Source organism: Ferdinandcohnia sp. Marseille-Q9671 (assembly GCF_976954385.1).
The window spans coordinates 1253214-1268341 of sequence record NZ_CDRJTA010000004.1 but is presented as its reverse complement, the minus strand read 5'-3'; the positions used below and the strand labels follow the sequence as shown (position 1 = coordinate 1268341).

General features: G+C 38.4%; 15 protein-coding genes. 12 read left to right on the top strand and 3 right to left on the bottom strand.

From position 1 onward, the window contains the following. The first annotated feature begins 164 nt into the window (after positions 1-164). The gene (locus ACWNMY_RS21460; protein WP_449540282.1) at positions 165-530 is read left to right on the top strand and encodes an ArsR/SmtB family transcription factor; all 366 of its coding nucleotides are present in this window, start codon (positions 165-167) and stop codon (positions 528-530) included. Further along, positions 523-2637, top strand: coding sequence for a heavy metal translocating P-type ATPase (locus ACWNMY_RS21455; protein WP_449540281.1), 2115 nt, complete (start codon positions 523-525; stop codon positions 2635-2637). The genes ACWNMY_RS21460 and ACWNMY_RS21455 overlap by 8 nt, the downstream gene beginning before the upstream one ends. A gap of 23 nt (positions 2638-2660) precedes the next feature. Here ACWNMY_RS21455 and ACWNMY_RS21450 read toward each other — a convergent pair whose 3' ends face one another. Then, positions 2661-2822 (bottom strand): hypothetical protein, encoded by a 162-nt coding sequence (locus ACWNMY_RS21450; protein WP_449540280.1) that lies wholly within the window; start codon positions 2820-2822, stop codon positions 2661-2663. Between the two features lie 194 nt (positions 2823-3016). After that, positions 3017-3148 (bottom strand): hypothetical protein, encoded by a 132-nt coding sequence (locus ACWNMY_RS21445; RefSeq protein WP_449540279.1) that lies wholly within the window; start codon positions 3146-3148, stop codon positions 3017-3019. A 171-nt stretch (positions 3149-3319) separates the two neighbouring features. Here ACWNMY_RS21445 and ACWNMY_RS21440 point away from each other — a divergent pair, with 171 nt between their 5' ends. The 6 genes from ACWNMY_RS21440 to ACWNMY_RS21415 all read left to right on the top strand — a co-directional run bounded on the left by ACWNMY_RS21440 (position 3320) and on the right by ACWNMY_RS21415 (position 9600). After that, a complete protein-coding gene (locus ACWNMY_RS21440; protein WP_449540278.1) occupies positions 3320-4444 on the top strand; it encodes an NAD(P)/FAD-dependent oxidoreductase in 1125 nt (374 codons plus the stop codon). Between the two features lie 219 nt (positions 4445-4663). Further along, positions 4664-5578 carry a hypothetical protein gene (locus tag ACWNMY_RS21435; protein ID WP_449540277.1) on the top strand — a complete coding sequence of 305 codons (915 nt, stop codon included), beginning with the start codon at positions 4664-4666 and terminating at the stop codon, positions 5576-5578. A 16-nt stretch (positions 5579-5594) separates the two neighbouring features. Next, the gene (locus ACWNMY_RS21430; RefSeq protein WP_449540276.1) at positions 5595-6251 is read left to right on the top strand and encodes a DUF4129 domain-containing protein; all 657 of its coding nucleotides are present in this window, start codon (positions 5595-5597) and stop codon (positions 6249-6251) included. Next, complete coding sequence (locus ACWNMY_RS21425) at positions 6238-7365, top strand: DUF4350 domain-containing protein (protein WP_449540275.1); 1128 nt, start codon at positions 6238-6240, stop codon at positions 7363-7365. Before ACWNMY_RS21430 ends, ACWNMY_RS21425 begins: the two co-directional genes overlap by 14 nt. Further along, positions 7362-8291, top strand: coding sequence for an AAA family ATPase (locus ACWNMY_RS21420; RefSeq protein WP_449540274.1), 930 nt, complete (start codon positions 7362-7364; stop codon positions 8289-8291). Before ACWNMY_RS21425 ends, ACWNMY_RS21420 begins: the two co-directional genes overlap by 4 nt. After that, a complete protein-coding gene (locus ACWNMY_RS21415; RefSeq protein WP_449540504.1) occupies positions 8245-9600 on the top strand; it encodes a DUF58 domain-containing protein in 1356 nt (451 codons plus the stop codon). Before ACWNMY_RS21420 ends, ACWNMY_RS21415 begins: the two co-directional genes overlap by 47 nt. On the opposite strand, the gene ACWNMY_RS21410 is transcribed toward ACWNMY_RS21415, so the two are convergent. Beyond that, a complete protein-coding gene (locus tag ACWNMY_RS21410) occupies positions 9578-10558 on the bottom strand; it encodes a stage II sporulation protein M (protein ID WP_449540273.1) in 981 nt (326 codons plus the stop codon). The two genes, ACWNMY_RS21415 and ACWNMY_RS21410, sit on opposite strands and share 23 nt — an antisense overlap. Before the next feature lie 100 nt (positions 10559-10658). On the opposite strand from ACWNMY_RS21410, the gene ACWNMY_RS21405 reads away from it, so the two are divergent. The 4 genes from ACWNMY_RS21405 to ACWNMY_RS21390 all read left to right on the top strand — a co-directional run bounded on the left by ACWNMY_RS21405 (position 10659) and on the right by ACWNMY_RS21390 (position 14989). Then, positions 10659-11468, top strand: coding sequence for an RDD family protein (locus ACWNMY_RS21405; protein WP_449540272.1), 810 nt, complete (start codon positions 10659-10661; stop codon positions 11466-11468). A gap of 228 nt (positions 11469-11696) precedes the next feature. Next, the gene (locus ACWNMY_RS21400; protein ID WP_449540271.1) at positions 11697-12575 is read left to right on the top strand and encodes an N-acetylmuramoyl-L-alanine amidase; all 879 of its coding nucleotides are present in this window, start codon (positions 11697-11699) and stop codon (positions 12573-12575) included. Between the two features lie 141 nt (positions 12576-12716). Further along, entirely contained in the window at positions 12717-14306 is a 1590-nt protein-coding gene (locus ACWNMY_RS21395) for a long-chain-fatty-acid--CoA ligase (protein WP_449540270.1), read from the top strand. 164 nt (positions 14307-14470) lie between these two features. Further along, positions 14471-14989 carry a GNAT family N-acetyltransferase gene (locus tag ACWNMY_RS21390; protein WP_449540269.1) on the top strand — a complete coding sequence of 173 codons (519 nt, stop codon included), beginning with the start codon at positions 14471-14473 and terminating at the stop codon, positions 14987-14989. Positions 14990-15128 lie beyond the last annotated feature (139 nt).

Sequence of the window (15128 nt, the reverse complement as noted above, 5' to 3'; positions counted from 1 at the left end):
CAACATCAGTAGTGACTTTGTATATATTAAAGGAGCTGTTACCCACAGCTCTTTTTTTATAAAAATAGGCAACCTATTATTCAAATAATCCCTTGAATGACAAAGAAGAAAAGATGTATACTTTATTCAAGTGAACACTTTAATGAGCAGGGGGAGGACTGAACATGACACAAAAAGATACATGTGAAATTTATTGTTATGATGAAGAAAAAGTGAATCGGATACAAGGCGAACTTGAAGCAGTCGAGTTTCAAGAAGTAGCCCAGTTGTTTAAAGCCATTGCCGATGAAAATCGAGCTAAAATTACCTACGCTCTGTGTCAGGATGAGGAATTATGTGTTTGTGATATAGCCAATATCATCGGTATTACAGTTGCAAATACCTCTCACCATCTTCGGACCCTTCATAAACAGGGCATAGTTACGTATCGAAAAGAAGGGAAACTAGTGTTTTACTCCTTAGATAATGAACATGTTAGGCTATTACTCTCAGTTGCTCTAATTATGCAGGAGGTGGAAAAACATGTCTGAACAACAAACAAAAACATACCGAGTGCAAGGCTTTTCCTGAGCAGGCTGTGCAAAAACGTTCGAAACGAACGTGAAACACCTGGATGGTGTTTTAGATGCAAAGGTTAACTTTGGCGCTTCAAAAATTACAGTAACAGGGGATACCACAATTGAAGCCCTAGAAAAGGCTGGTGCCTTTGAAAATTTACAACTTCGCGACGAACATGAAAAGAAGGTTCAACAAATTCCATTCTGGAAACAAAGACAAAATTTCAAAGTCTATCTCTCAGCGATTCTCCTTCTCATTAGCTGGCTTATAGGTGAACAGGTAGGAGAAGGACATCTATATTCAACAATTGGCTATGGTGCATCTATTGTTATTGGTGGATATACCTTGTTCCAGAAAGGTGTAAAAAACTTACTTCGTTTTCGCTTTGATATGAATACACTCATGACTGTCGCAGTTATCGGTGCTGCCCTCATTGGAGAATGGGGCGAAGGTGCAACGGTTGTGATTCTATTTGCAATAAGTGAAGCCTTAGAGCGATACTCGATGGATAAAGCGCGCAAATCAATTGAATCGTTGTTGGAAATCGCTCCGAACGAGGCATTGATTCGCCGCGGAAACAAAGAAATATTGGTGCATGTTGATGAAATCGTAATTGGGGACATTATGATTGTCAAGCCCGGTCAAAAGGTAGCAATGGACGGGATCATCGTAAAAGGTACATCTACTATTAATCAAGCAGCGATAACAGGGGAAAGTGTTCCTGTTGCTAAAAAACGAGATGATGAGGTGTTTGCGGGTACACTGAATGAGGAAGGTCTTCTTGAAGTAAGGGTTACGAAAAGAGTAGAAGACACAACAATCTCAAAAATCATTCATTTAGTTGAAGAAGCACAAGCAGAGCGTGCGCCATCACAGGCGTTTGTTGATAAATTTGCAAAATATTATACACCTGCCATTATTGTTTTAGCCGTACTAATTGCAGTTGTACCACCGCTATTGTTTAACGGAGATTGGAATGCCTGGGTGTATCAAGGCCTAGCTGCTCTTGTTGTCGGTTGTCCCTGTGCTTTAGTTGTATCAACACCGGTAGCGGTCGTTACTGCGATAGGAAATGCAGCAAGACATGGTGTTCTAATAAAAGGTGGGGTCTACCTAGAGGAAGCAGGGGCACTTTCAGTCATTGCGTTTGATAAAACGGGAACCTTAACAAAAGGTGTACCAGTAGTGACTGATATCGTCTCATATGATCCGAATGAATCCGAGTGGTTAACGGTTACGGCTGCTATTGAAAATGGATCACAGCATCCACTTGCTTCAGCAATCCTGAAAAAGGCTGAGGAATATGGATTATCCTATCAAAATCTTCCGATTGAAGAGTTCCAATCTATTACTGGAAAAGGTGTAAAGGCAAAAATGAAAGACATAGAATATTTCGTTGGGAGCCCTCATTTATTTGAAGAATTACACGGCAGCCTTTCTTCTGAAACAAAAGAAAAAATTGCAGAATTGCAATCTCAAGGTAAAACTGTAATGGTTTCAGGAACAAATACAAAAATTCTCTTGCTACTAGCTGTAGCAGATGAAATAAGGGAGTCTTCGAAAGAAATTATTCAGAAGTTACACGAGGTTGGAATTAAAAAGACAGTGATGCTGACAGGGGATAATAAACGAACCGCGGACGCCATTGGTAGAAGATTGGGAGTTTCAGAAATTAAAGCAGATCTACTTCCAGAGGATAAATTGAATTATATTAAGAATCTCCGCCAAAAACATCAATCTGTCGCCATGATTGGGGATGGCGTGAATGATGCACCAGCATTAGCGGCTTCAAATGTAGGTGTTGCTATGGGTGGAGCTGGAACAGATACTGCACTGGAAACTGCAGACATTGCCCTGATGTCAGACGACCTTAGCAAATTGCCTTATACCATTAAACTAAGTCGCCAAGCATTACGTATTATCAAACAGAATATAACGTTTTCCTTAGGAATTAAAGCATTGGCCCTTTTATTAGTTGTTCCAGGTTGGTTAACACTCTGGATTGCTATATTTGCTGATATGGGTGCAACATTGCTTGTGACCTTAAATAGTTTGCGGTTATTGAAAGTCAAAAAATAGGGGTAACATCGTTATCCCTTTTTTTATGCGATTTTGTTATCCGAATCATCATCCTCGATTTTGTTCAGATGACTATGCCGTACATCCCAAAAATAAACTCTCGGGAGTCCCCAATGTAACCAATATTCGTGAACCAATGTTGCTCCTACAAATAAAATCATCTGAACATCTAATTGTTTCATCATTATCGCCCCCTTAAAAGAGTATACGGTTCGTTCTAGTTGTCCCATGACTTAAAGAGCAGTTTTTCATTTTCTTTGTTAAAAGATTTGAGTAGAATGGGACGAAATACATCGATATAAACAATAAAAAAACCCGTACCAATTGTGCATCTAGGTACGGGCAATATGTATGGATTGTAAGTCACTATCTATCGCAGTTACTTTTTCCGATTCTCACGAGCTGCTTTTTTTCGTGCCTTTTTACTGAGACCTTGCTCTGAACCAAATTCAGTGTCCATGCTTTTAGATCCAGTATGAGGTTGCTTTCGATTATCATTCTTATTAGTCAAACCAATACCTCCTTTCATTTTTCTACCGCTGATTTTTTCCTATATTTTACAGCGGTTATGTTATATACTGTATAACTACTAGAAAATTATACAAAAATCGACAAAATGATGTTTTCTTATTCTTTTTTTCAGTAAAATAAAATTGAAATATCTTTGAAGGGAATTAGGTAAATGAATACATATATTGTTGTAGGAGCAGGGATTCTTGGGGCATCAACTGCGTATCATCTTGCAAAAGCAGGTGCGAGCGTTACAATTGTAGACCGACAGGATAAAGGGCAAGCAACTGATGCTGCAGCTGGAATTGTCTGTCCATGGCTTTCTCAACGACGAAACAAGGCCTGGTACAATCTTGCCAAATCTGGTGCGAACTATTATTCGTCATTAATACCTGAGCTTGAGGCAGTAGGGGAAACAAAAACTGGATATAAAAAAGTTGGAGCCATAAGTTTACATAGTATGGATGACAAACTGCAGAAAATGGAAGAGCGTGCATATACACGACGCGAAGATGCTCCTGAAATTGGAGAGATTACAAGGCTGGACGCATCTAATTCTAAAAAACTATTTCCACCTCTTTCGGATGAATACTCGTCCGTATACATTAGTGGAGCTGCAAGGGTAAATGGACGTGAACTCCGGAATGCACTCATTCGAGCGGCCAAACACTACGGTGCTGTTGAGAAAAATGGAAGTGCAGCCCTACTTCAAGAAGGAGATCATTTAATAGGCATAAAAGTTGAGGGTGAAGTAGTGAAAGCAGATAAACTAATTGTGACCGCTGGGGTGTGGGCACATGATCTACTTGCTCCACTTGGTATCAATTTCCTTGTTTCGTCCCAAAAAGCTCAAATTGTTCATTTGCAGCTTGAAGATACGAATACAGAAAATTGGCCGGTTGTGATGCCTCCAAATGACCAATATATTTTAGCCTTCGATGAAGGTAGAGTGGTAGTTGGTGCTACACATGAAAACGATAAAGGTATTGATTTGAGAGTAACAGCAGGTGGTCTTCATGAGATTTTTGACAAGGCTATACCCATTGCTCCAGGTTTATCAGATGGAACAGTACTTGAGACACGAGTTGGTTTTCGCCCGTTCACTCCTGATTTTCTCCCTGTGATTGGATCAATCCCAGGATTTGATAACCTTTATGCAGCTAATGGTTTAGGGGCTTCTGGGTTAACCGTCGGCCCTTATCTAGGAGGAGAACTGGCAAAGCTTGCAATGGGACAACCACTTGAAATTGATAGTAGTCAATACGACATTGAAAAAGCAATCACAAAAGAGTCATAAGAAAGCCAAAGTTCCATGCCTGACACATTCGAAGTGTCGGGCTTTTTGAGTTTCTATAAATTGAAAATATTTGTAAAATACTACAGAAAAACTTCCAGAAAAATGATAAAATAGGCGTTATTGGGAGTTTTCCGTTACATTTTGCAATAGTCCTACTCTTCGATAAGTAAAGCATACAAACTCCTTCACACAATTGATTACATAATAGGGGGATTGAACGTGGATACAAAATTTTCTAAGCCAAAAGGTTTTGGTGAAATCCTTGACCACACATTTAGCCTGAGTAAGAATCGGTTTAAGGATTTTTTCACCATTCTTCTTATTTTTATGGGACCCGTATACTTGCTTGAAGCTATACTCCTATGGGCTTCTGGAGCAAGCTTTTTTCGAGAGGTTGCGGCAGGGGATGACTGGTTCTCCCAAGTACTTGGAAGTTTTGATAAGACAGCCACATCAACTGAGTTCAGTTTTGCAACAGCTTTTGCTTCCTTTATTGTTGGCCTTGCAACGATCGTTTTCTTTCCAGTTGGTGAAGCTGCCATTCTCATCGCACTTAACCATATTCGTAAGAATGAGGAGTATACGATAGGATCTGTCATTAAAAAGGCGTTTACAAGATTTTGGCCCATTCTAGGTAGCAGCATTTTGTACGGACTGATTATTTTTGGATTTGTTCTTATTTCGTTTTTCATCATATTTACTGGAGGCATCTTCGGTGTAGTTGCGAATCCGTTTGGAGGAATCCTACTAGGATTGCTGTTAGCACTCGGATTATTTGTGGGATTAGGGTATCTACTTACTCGTTGGAGCTTTTACTTTGGATCTGTTGTTCTAGATTATGAAGCACCAGGATTTACTAGGAGCTGGCATCTCACAAAGAGTCGACCATGGGTACTTTTTGCACTTTACATTATCTTCTTCCTAATTATGGGTGCAATTAGTTTTGCCGTTGAAGCTACTTTTGGAATCTTCTTGGGTAATAGTGTGCTTCTCACGCTAATTCTCAGTCTGACAACTATATTTACGAGTTTACTATTTGCGGTAGGATACGGTGTGATGTACCTAGATTCAAAGATTCGCTACGATGCAGAAGATTTAGATGAAATGATTGAGGAATTCAATGATCCTAGATAAGTTAGGTGAGTGAGAAATGGGACAAATAAAGGATGCAAAGAACAGCCTTGAAGAAATCCTTGATGGAAAAGAATATCGAATTTACTATGATGAATCAAGAAATATATTCGAGGTATGGTGGGATCGTGCTAAGGAATGGTTAGCTAACTTACTTGAAAATCTATTTCCTTCAATTCAATCAGGAAGTGGCGCTGCGGGAATCGTTCTTTTTTTTGTTGTTCTTGTCATTGTTTTACTTTTGGGCATTTCAACTTTTTTACTTGTCCGATATAGCCGTAGAAACAAGAGATTTAGGAAGCAAACACCTCTCCATTCTGCTGAAGAATTAAGTTGGACCTATCACAAACACTTACATGAGGCAAAGATACAGGAAGAGAGTCAGCAGTACTCTTTTGCAGCAAGACATTACTTTTTGGCACTGTTGCTCTATTTCCATGAAAACGAATGGCTTGAGGCCAAATTGTGGAAAACAAACTGGGAGTATTATGAGGAACTTCGTAAAATAAACCAATCCTGGGCAAATGAATTTTATGATCTTGCTTTACTATTTGATAAGGTTGCATATGGAGAGTATGAGATTTCAAAAGAGGAATTTATTCAATTTAAAGAAAAAGCAATGGTGTGGTTCAACAATATAGAGAGGAGTAAGGAGGTAAAGCATGCAGAATCGTAAAGTCTGGATAACTTTAATAGGATTAATCGCCGTCTTCCTCTTTCTAACTTATTTTATAGATACGTATAATCCAAAAGAATATCCACATTATGTTTCTGAATCTCCTTCTCCGACCGGTGTAAAGGCATTATATACCTATTTAAATGATGAAGCAGAAGCTAAAAGATGGATACATTCTCCAGAACGACTATCCAATAGCGATGAAAACCAAATCCTACTTATGGTGGAGCCATTTTTCACACCTGAGCAAGAAGAAATGAATGCGTATCTAGATTTTATTGAAGCTGGAAATACGATCGTGCTATTTAAATCAAACCCAAAAGGGATGTTTACTATAAACACATTGCCAGCAGATGTTGAACCTTTCGACAACGAAGCTATTTCTATAAGGAATCACAATGGTCATGAATATAAAGCAAAGCTAGAAGCAACCAACAGAATTATTCCGAATGATTCGGATACGGTACTTTTGGAGGACGAGGCAGGGGTAATTGCTACAAGTCGAACAATCGGAAGTGGGGAATTAATTACGTCTCTTTCGCCGGAATGGCTTATGAACCAAAATCTACTAGACTATGAACATATACCATTACTCATGTCACTGCTCGATATTGGTCCAGCTACAAGCTATTATTTTGATGAATATATCCATAGCCCGAAGAATGCTTCTACACTTACAACCCTTTATCCAAATTGGTTCTTACTCTTACTTCTTCAAGGTGCAATACTAGTCGTTTTGTGGCTATGGTATAAAGGAAAACGATTTGGACCGGTACGTATACCTAGAGAAGAAACCGTTCGTTTTAGTGATGAGGGCATACGTGCAGTGAGTGCTTGGTATTTGCGTGGCCGTTACTATCACGATTCTCTACACATTCAAGCAGAGTATGTAAAACAACTTTTACAGGAAAAGTGGGGGATTCCGTATCATAAGGAATGGACCGACCTTAGCCTTACACTCCAACAAAGATGGACGGATAAAAAGCCGAAAGAAATTCAACATTACCTACGTGCCCTTTCAAATATGTTAAAAAATGAGAAGGTATCTGAGCAAGAATATTTGCTATGGTCGAGGAATCTAGATGAATTACGAAAAGAGGTGGAGAAAGGATGAGAACAGAAATCACATCCTTACTGGAGAAATATGAGCAACGAATTTTAGGACAGAATATCAATTTGCGACTTTTACTAGCTAGTATTCTAGCTGGTGGCCATGTATTGATTGAAGGTGTACCTGGAACGGGGAAAACACAGATGGTACGAACTCTCGCAACGTTGCTTGGAGGAGATTTTACTCGGATCCAGTTCACCCCCGATCTGTTACCGAGTGATATTACCGGAAGTATGATTTACAACATGAAGGAAGGTACCTTCGAAACATTAAAAGGCCCTGTTTTCACAAATATCCTTTTAGCGGATGAAATTAACCGTACTCCTGCAAAAACACAAGCAGCGTTATTAGAGGCGATGGAAGAAAAACAGGTAACCATTCAAGGGGAAACATATCCGCTTCCAGAAATATTTTTTGTTGTTGCGACACAAAATCCTATCGAATTTGAAGGCACTTATCGCCTGCCAGAAGCACAACAGGATCGCTTTTTATTTAAGTTACAAATCGATTTTCCAGCCTTTGAAGAAGAGAAAAATGTTGTGAGACAGGTGATTGAAAAAAGCTTCGAAACTCTTGGTTCTTCACAAGTACTTGATTTACATACATTTTTATCAATTCGTAAGGAAATTGAACGTGTTAACGTAGGTGATGGTGTATTAGCATACATCATGGAAATTGTTCGTAAAACAAGAGAATCCGAGACGATTCGTTTTGGAGCAAGCACAAGAGCAGTGATTTCAATTGCCAAAGCAGCTCAGGCTTGGGCATATTTAGCAAGTCGTGATTATATAACACCGGATGATATAAAGATGGTAGCAAAGCCCGCATTACGGCACAGAATTCAGTTATCCCCGCATTCAGAATTGGAGGGAATAACCATTGATGAAGTCATTGAAGAGCTTGTGGGATCGGTTCCTGTTCCTAGATAAAGGGATACTTCCGACAAAGCGTTTACTCATCCTATTGTTTCTTCTCTCGGTTGGTCTTTTATTACTGACTCCGTTTACGCTTTCTTGGGGAACCATTCTTGCAGTCAATGTGTTTGTTGTTTTTGGAAGTTTAGTAGATATCGTCTTTTCTCCGAGGAAAAAAGAGCTTACGGTAAAACGTAGGGTGGAAGCTGAAATGGAGCGAGGGCTTCCAACTACTGTAAAGCTAGAAATAACAAACAATTCTACATATGATGTAATGTTTCGATTGATAGATGGAGTTCCGGATAGTTTCACCCAAGCATTCCCTTTGAAAGGAAGTCTTTCGAAGGAAACGACCTCTGTATACTCTTACGAAACAAGACCGTTGGAACGTGGAGATTATCAAATAAGCAAACTATATCTCAGATACAAAAGCATGTTGGGGTTATGGGAAAAACAACTTACATTTCCTCTTTCTACTCAAATAAAGGTGATTCCTGACCTTTCTGAAGCAAGACAGTATTTGGAAAACGCACAGAAATACTTATTATATGATGGAGTGAAAATAAGAAAACAGCAAAGTGGTACTGGAGAATTCTCAAAAGTAAGAAGCTACGTAGTGGGAGATGACCCCCGTACAATCAATTGGAGACAAACCGCAAAGCTTCATCAAGTAATGACGAATGAATATGAACCCGAGCACGGGAAGTATATTACGATTCTACTTGATTGTGGAAGAATGATGGGGGCAGAATTGGAGAAGGGAAATCGACTTGAAAGGGCAGTTGAATCAGCTATAACCGTTGCAACCGCAGCCCTACAAAATGGTGATCATGTATCTGTTCTGGCATTTTCAACGGATGTAAAGGTATTTGTACCGGCTGGTAAAGGAATGCCCCATTTACAGACAATCTTACAATCTATTTATCATTTAAAAGTAGACGCAGCAGAATCAAATTATGGTGCTGTTTTATCTTATTTGGAAACGGTGCAAAAGAAACGTAGTCTTCTGCTTTTATTTAGTGATGTACATACTTTTTTACGTGAGGAAAGTACCTTACTGTATTTAAAAAAGTTGAGGCAGCGTCATTATTTTCTACTTATTGGTGTAGAGGATAAAACGCTACAAGAACGGATTGAAGACGTTCCTACTGGTGTTCAAGAAGCTATGTTAAAGAGTATAGCTCAGCAACAGATGCTCATGAAAAAGCGGGAAAAACGTAAGTGGGAGAATCAAGGCCTCATTATGGTCGAGGCCAAGGAAGAAAAATTGGCAGCTACCGCAGTTTCCCATTATATCGACATTATAAATCGGAATTTGCTGTAGCCTCTTTTTTTACTAGAAATAGTTTACCGGTGACAATGTAGAGTACTAATCCAATAACCGTAATAAATGCTACCGCATATTTAGCTTCTAGCGATATGGCAGCAGGGGTGATAAAGCCTTCAATAATACCAGCTATAACGAATAGAGGAATTGTTCCTAGAAGAAGTTGAACAGAGCGTTTTGCCTGAACCTTCAGCTGATATCCTCTCGTATATGTTCCTGGGACGAGAAGCTTGTAACCCATTAATAATCCGGCACCACCGGCTATAAAAATCGCAGTCAGCTCAATCATTCCGTGTGGAACAATATATGCCCAAAAATCGTATGTCATATCATAATGCCAAAATAATGCGGCAAGGGCACCAACGATAATCCCGTTATAAATTAATATATATACGGTTAGTAAACCAAAGGTTATTCCACTTGCAAATGCAAGAATGGCAACCTGAATATTGTTTGTCATGATGCTTGCTGACATTGATGACGAGTCAACTGCACCATCTTGACTGCCTAAATAAGTAGGATCTACATTCTGAGCAATATCAGCTGGCAGAATCGAGTATAGATGGAGGGGATCCTGTAGGACAGAAATATAAGATCCTACTCCACCTAATGTGAACAGAATCATAGCAGCAACTACGAATTTCCATTGTTCAAGTAAGAGCCCAATGAATTTCGTACTAAAGAAATATCGAATTTGTTTAAAACTCGATACTTGGTCCTTATAGAGGAGATTGTGTGCTTTTGAAACAAGTCCGTTTAAATAAGGTGTAATCTCCTCATTCGGAAAGTATGTCTGACTGTAGGAAAGATGCTGGGCGACCTTTTGATAAAGTCTATGAAACTGATTAACATCGTCACTATTATGGGCTTTTCTACGATTATGTAGGGTGGAAATCAATTGTTCAAGCTGCTTCCATTCGTCTCGATGCTGTTTCACAAATTGCTTTATATTCAATGAGCAACACCTCTTGGGTTTTCGAATACCCTTATTATAGTAATTTTAGAGAAAAATAGAAACAGTATATGGAAAATACACCTAGAAATGGGGGATATTTTTGAAACATGAACAGGCATATATTAAAACTCCAGAATATGTTTCGATTCAATTTCAATTAGCTGGGTTAGGTAGTAGGGCCGCAGCTTTCATACTTGATACTTTGCTGCTAGGTGGAGTAAGTATCATTGTATTACTTGTGCTTTTTCTTATTTTATACGGGGCACCAGATATGTGGTTTTTCACGGAAGAATTTTTTTCAGTACCCGTTGCACTTACAATAATACTTTTATTTCTATTAAATTGGGGTTATTTCTTTGTACTTGAATTTTTTTCAGGTGGGAAAACTCTAGGAAAAAGAATAGTAGGTATTCGCGTCATCCAAGAAAATGGCCATAGTATCACATTGTTATCAAGTTTCATTCGCAACTTTTTGCGTATCATCGATACCTTACCCGCTAGTTATTTCGTTGGGATTATGATGATCTTTTTCCATTCAAAGCATAAGAGAATTGGAGATCTTGTTGCAGGAACAATTGTCATTCATGAAAGAAGAGCTAAAAATCACAAAAAACTCACTCCTCTTGAAAAAGAAATACAGAACAGAGGCCTTTCGAAAGATACCATAACCGTTGATCAATGGGCGTTAAAAGCATTTGGTAACAAAGAATGGAAACTTCTTCAGACGTACAGCAATCGTTTTTTACAGCTGAAAGACGATGTAAAAAACAAAAGAACCAAACAAATTGCGGATATTTTACTTCCTATAGCAAGGCGTGAGGTCAATGGGAAAACGTTTGAGGAATTAGAAAATGAGCTATTAGTCCTATACTTACTTTTGAAAGATGAATGGGACTTTGAACAAAAATAAAGTACGAAATGAATATAAAAATGTAATAGATAGTAAGATATCATCCCTCATACACTTCTGACAAATATCTACAATAACGTAAATAAATCTCCTACTTTAGACTGACATCTAAAGCTGTCACCTGTATAATAAATGGTAGATTCGCACTACGAGACGAACATCCACATTGTATACGGGTAAGATTGCCTACAAATACTATGTGTTTACAGATGACAGGAGAATTTACATATGAAGACAAGATTTTTGTTAGTTGGTTTCTTATTATCGAGTATGCTCCTTGGTTGCTCTTCGAACGAAACAAAGGAACCAGAAGAAGTAAAGCAAACAGATCGTAAGGAAGTGAAAATTGAAAGAACTGAGGTTGAAATTGCTTCTGAAGAAATAGCAGCCGAACCAATTGAACCTCAGCCTCAGCAGCCGGTTATTGAAACTGAAACACCGATAGTTGACCAGACCACAACGGAAACTTCTACAAACGTAAAGGAGGAACCTAAGGTTACTACTACCAGCAAAAAGCACGAACCTGAAAATGTAGTACTCGTGAAACCAAATATTTCTACTGTTGAGAAATTATTACCACTGGATCATTCCGAGGCTCGTACAACAGATACTACCCACATCATGATTCATTTTATTAGCAATGCAGCTGCTAACCCGAGGGACCCCTATAATGTAAATGATGTCTATTCAATTTTTGAAGATTATGGTCTATCCGTTCATTACATGATCGATCGTTCTGGCCAAATCTACCAGTTGGTCTCAGAGAATAGGGTTGCATACCACGCAGGAAAAGGGAGTTTACCTAATCTTCCTCGATATGAAAATAAAATGAATGACTATTCCATTGGAATTGAGTTACTTGCGATTGGAACAAAAGAGGAAATGACGGCCATTATGCCTGAAAACACCTATAATCAAATTGATTCCTCTATTGCGGGATATACGGATGCACAATATCAGTCACTGCAGGTATTGATTACAGATATTGTAAAGAGAAATCCATTAATACATAGTAACAGACAACATATAATTGGACACGATGAGTATGCACCAGGGAGGAAAACAGACCCTGGCTCGCTATTTGATTGGTCAAGAATAGGTTTTTAATGAAATATCCTTACCTTGAGGAAGTACACTTCCTCAAGTAAGGATTCTTTTCACTTGCAAATAATTTGAAAACTCTGTAAATATTCCTTATAATGAAAACGTGTACATATCGTTTTATTTTCATTAAAGGGGGATGCTGAATTGTACGTACCTTTACTTTTATCTCAATTCTTAGATCGAGCTGTAAAACTCTATGGAGGAAAAACAGCAGTGATTGACGATGACAAACGTTTTACGTATTCAGAAATAAACGAAAGAGTGAACCAGCTTTCAAGGGGGTTACGTCATTTAGGGATTAACAAAGGGGACCGTGTTGCCTATTTAGCCCCGAACACTTCTGAAATGTTTGAGGGATTTTATGGTGTGCTGCAAATTGGTGCAATCATTGTTCCGTTGAATACTAGATTACTTCCAACTGATTACGAGTACATATTAAACCATAGTGAAACAAAAATCCTTTTTGTTGACCATGAACTTGTGGAAAACATTGAGCCAATCCGAGCAAACTTAAAAACGGTTGAGACGATAATCGTCCACGGACAACAAAACGATAATGAATGGACAATTTCTTATGAAGAGTGGTTAGCGCGGTTCGAAACGACATCGATTGATCGCCCAGAAATGGATGAATCTGATATTGCAACACTTTTATATACTAGTGGAACAACCGGAAAACCAAAGGGTGTTATGTTATCACATCGTAGTAATTACCTCCATGCATTAACAACCATGCATCATCTACGCGTATCAGACCGTGATACTCTTCTTCATATTCTGCCAATGTTCCATGTTAATGGCTGGGGTTCGCCATTTTATTATACGGCTAATGGGGCTACACAGGTTTGCTTACGAAAGGTAAAGCCTGATGAGATATTTAGAAAAATAAATAGGTACAATGTAACAGTCATGCATATGGCTCCTACAGTTCTTAATACATTATTACAATATGCATCTACTGAAGGATACACCAAACAAGAACAAGCGATTCGGATAGTTGTTGCAGGTTCAGCACCTCCACCAGCATTTGTAAAGCGTGTGGAAGAAGAACTAGAATGGGAGTTCATACAGGTATATGGCATGACGGAGGCAGCACCACTTATCACAACATCCATCATCCGAGAAACACAGACTGACATTCCAAAAGAAGAAAAATACCGGTTAAAAGCTAAAGCCGGTTATGAATTTGTCGGGGCCGATGTGCGTGTTGTGAATGAATTTGGAGAGGACGTAGCCCATGACGGGAAGGAAATTGGTGAAGTAATTGTTCGAAGCAACACCGTAATGGAAGGCTATTTAAATAACAAAGAAGGAACCGATGAAGTCATTCGAAATGGCTATTACCATACTGGAGATATGGCAATTGTAGACGAAGACGGGAATATCGAAATAGCTGATCGAAAGAAGGACATTATTATCAGTGGAGGAGAAAATATTTCCTCCATTGAAGTCGAAGGAGCTTTATATGATCATCCTGCTGTTTTGGAGGTTGCTGTAATTTCGGTTCCGCATGAAAAATGGGGTGAAACTCCTCAAGCAATCGTAGTAAAACGTGAGGGCCACGACGTGACAGAGGAAGAACTAATTTCGTTTTCTCGAAGCCGTCTCGCCCATTTTAAAGCACCAACAAAGGTTGTTTTCACGAATGAGCTACCAAAAACAGCCTCAGGTAAAATCCAAAAGGTACACTTGCGTAAGGAATACTGGCAGGAAAAAGAGAAGTTTGTAAACTAACCATCCAATTGAATAGTAACAAAGAATACACACGTCGATTTCATTTTAGAAATATGTGTGTATTTTTTGTTGTCATGTAAAAGCATTCACCCTAGATTTAAAGGATTTTAATACTTTTTAGCGAATAGAATATAAAAAATATACTGGAAAGGTGTTTCATGTTTATGGAATTATTTTTAACTCGACCATCAATGGATTACGAAACTGAGTATCTATCTTTTTATAAAGAATGGAAAGAAAGTTTGGAGGTTATGATTCCTTGGGTCATCAGTAAGGATCCATCAAATTTCCGTGAAATGATCCAATCCTTAGTAGATTCTGAGAAAGGTGAAAATCTTCCCGAAAATTGGGTACCTGATTCAACCTTCTGGTTAGTAAATACAAATAAAAAAGTAATTGGTGCTGTTAATATTCGACATCAATTAACTGAAACGTTATTACATTGCGGTGGACATATTGGGTATGGTATCCGTCCTTCTGAGAGGAAAAAAGGATATGCTACAAAACTTTTATCCCTCGCACTTAAAGAAGCTAAAGAGATGGGTCTAGAGAGGGTACTTGTAGTATGTGATGAAGATAATATAGGTTCTAAGAAAACAATTCTGAACAATGGTGGTATTCCAGATAAGGATTTTATCGAAGAAGACGGAAATGTTATAAAAAGATTTTGGATTGAAATGTAAAATGCGTTGATCAAAAGATTAACGTATTTTTTAATTGAATGAAAAAGAAAATTTACATGAACATTGTTACAATGAAAATGTTAGAAGAGTATCGATAGTATCAAATAAACTGAGAAATACTGATAGTAACCGATTTTTC

Bases quoted from the DNA above. Each gene is read 5' to 3' on its own strand.
- ACWNMY_RS21440 (WP_449540278.1), top strand. From the start codon at position 3,320: ATGAATACATATATTGTTGTAGGAGCAGGGATTCTTGGGGCATCAACT.
- ACWNMY_RS21390 (WP_449540269.1), top strand. From the start codon at position 14,471: ATGGAATTATTTTTAACTCGACCATCAATGGATTACGAAACTGAGTAT.
- ACWNMY_RS21425 (WP_449540275.1), top strand. From the start codon at position 6,238: ATGCAGAATCGTAAAGTCTGGATAACTTTAATAGGATTAATCGCCGTC.
- ACWNMY_RS21420 (WP_449540274.1), top strand. From the start codon at position 7,362: ATGAGAACAGAAATCACATCCTTACTGGAGAAATATGAGCAACGAATT.
- ACWNMY_RS21415 (WP_449540504.1), top strand. From the start codon at position 8,245: ATGAAGTCATTGAAGAGCTTGTGGGATCGGTTCCTGTTCCTAGATAAA.
- ACWNMY_RS21460 (WP_449540282.1), top strand. From the start codon at position 165: ATGACACAAAAAGATACATGTGAAATTTATTGTTATGATGAAGAAAAA.
- ACWNMY_RS21430 (WP_449540276.1), top strand. From the start codon at position 5,595: ATGGGACAAATAAAGGATGCAAAGAACAGCCTTGAAGAAATCCTTGAT.
- ACWNMY_RS21450 (WP_449540280.1), bottom strand. From the start codon at position 2,822: ATGATGAAACAATTAGATGTTCAGATGATTTTATTTGTAGGAGCAACA.
- ACWNMY_RS21400 (WP_449540271.1), top strand. From the start codon at position 11,697: ATGAAGACAAGATTTTTGTTAGTTGGTTTCTTATTATCGAGTATGCTC.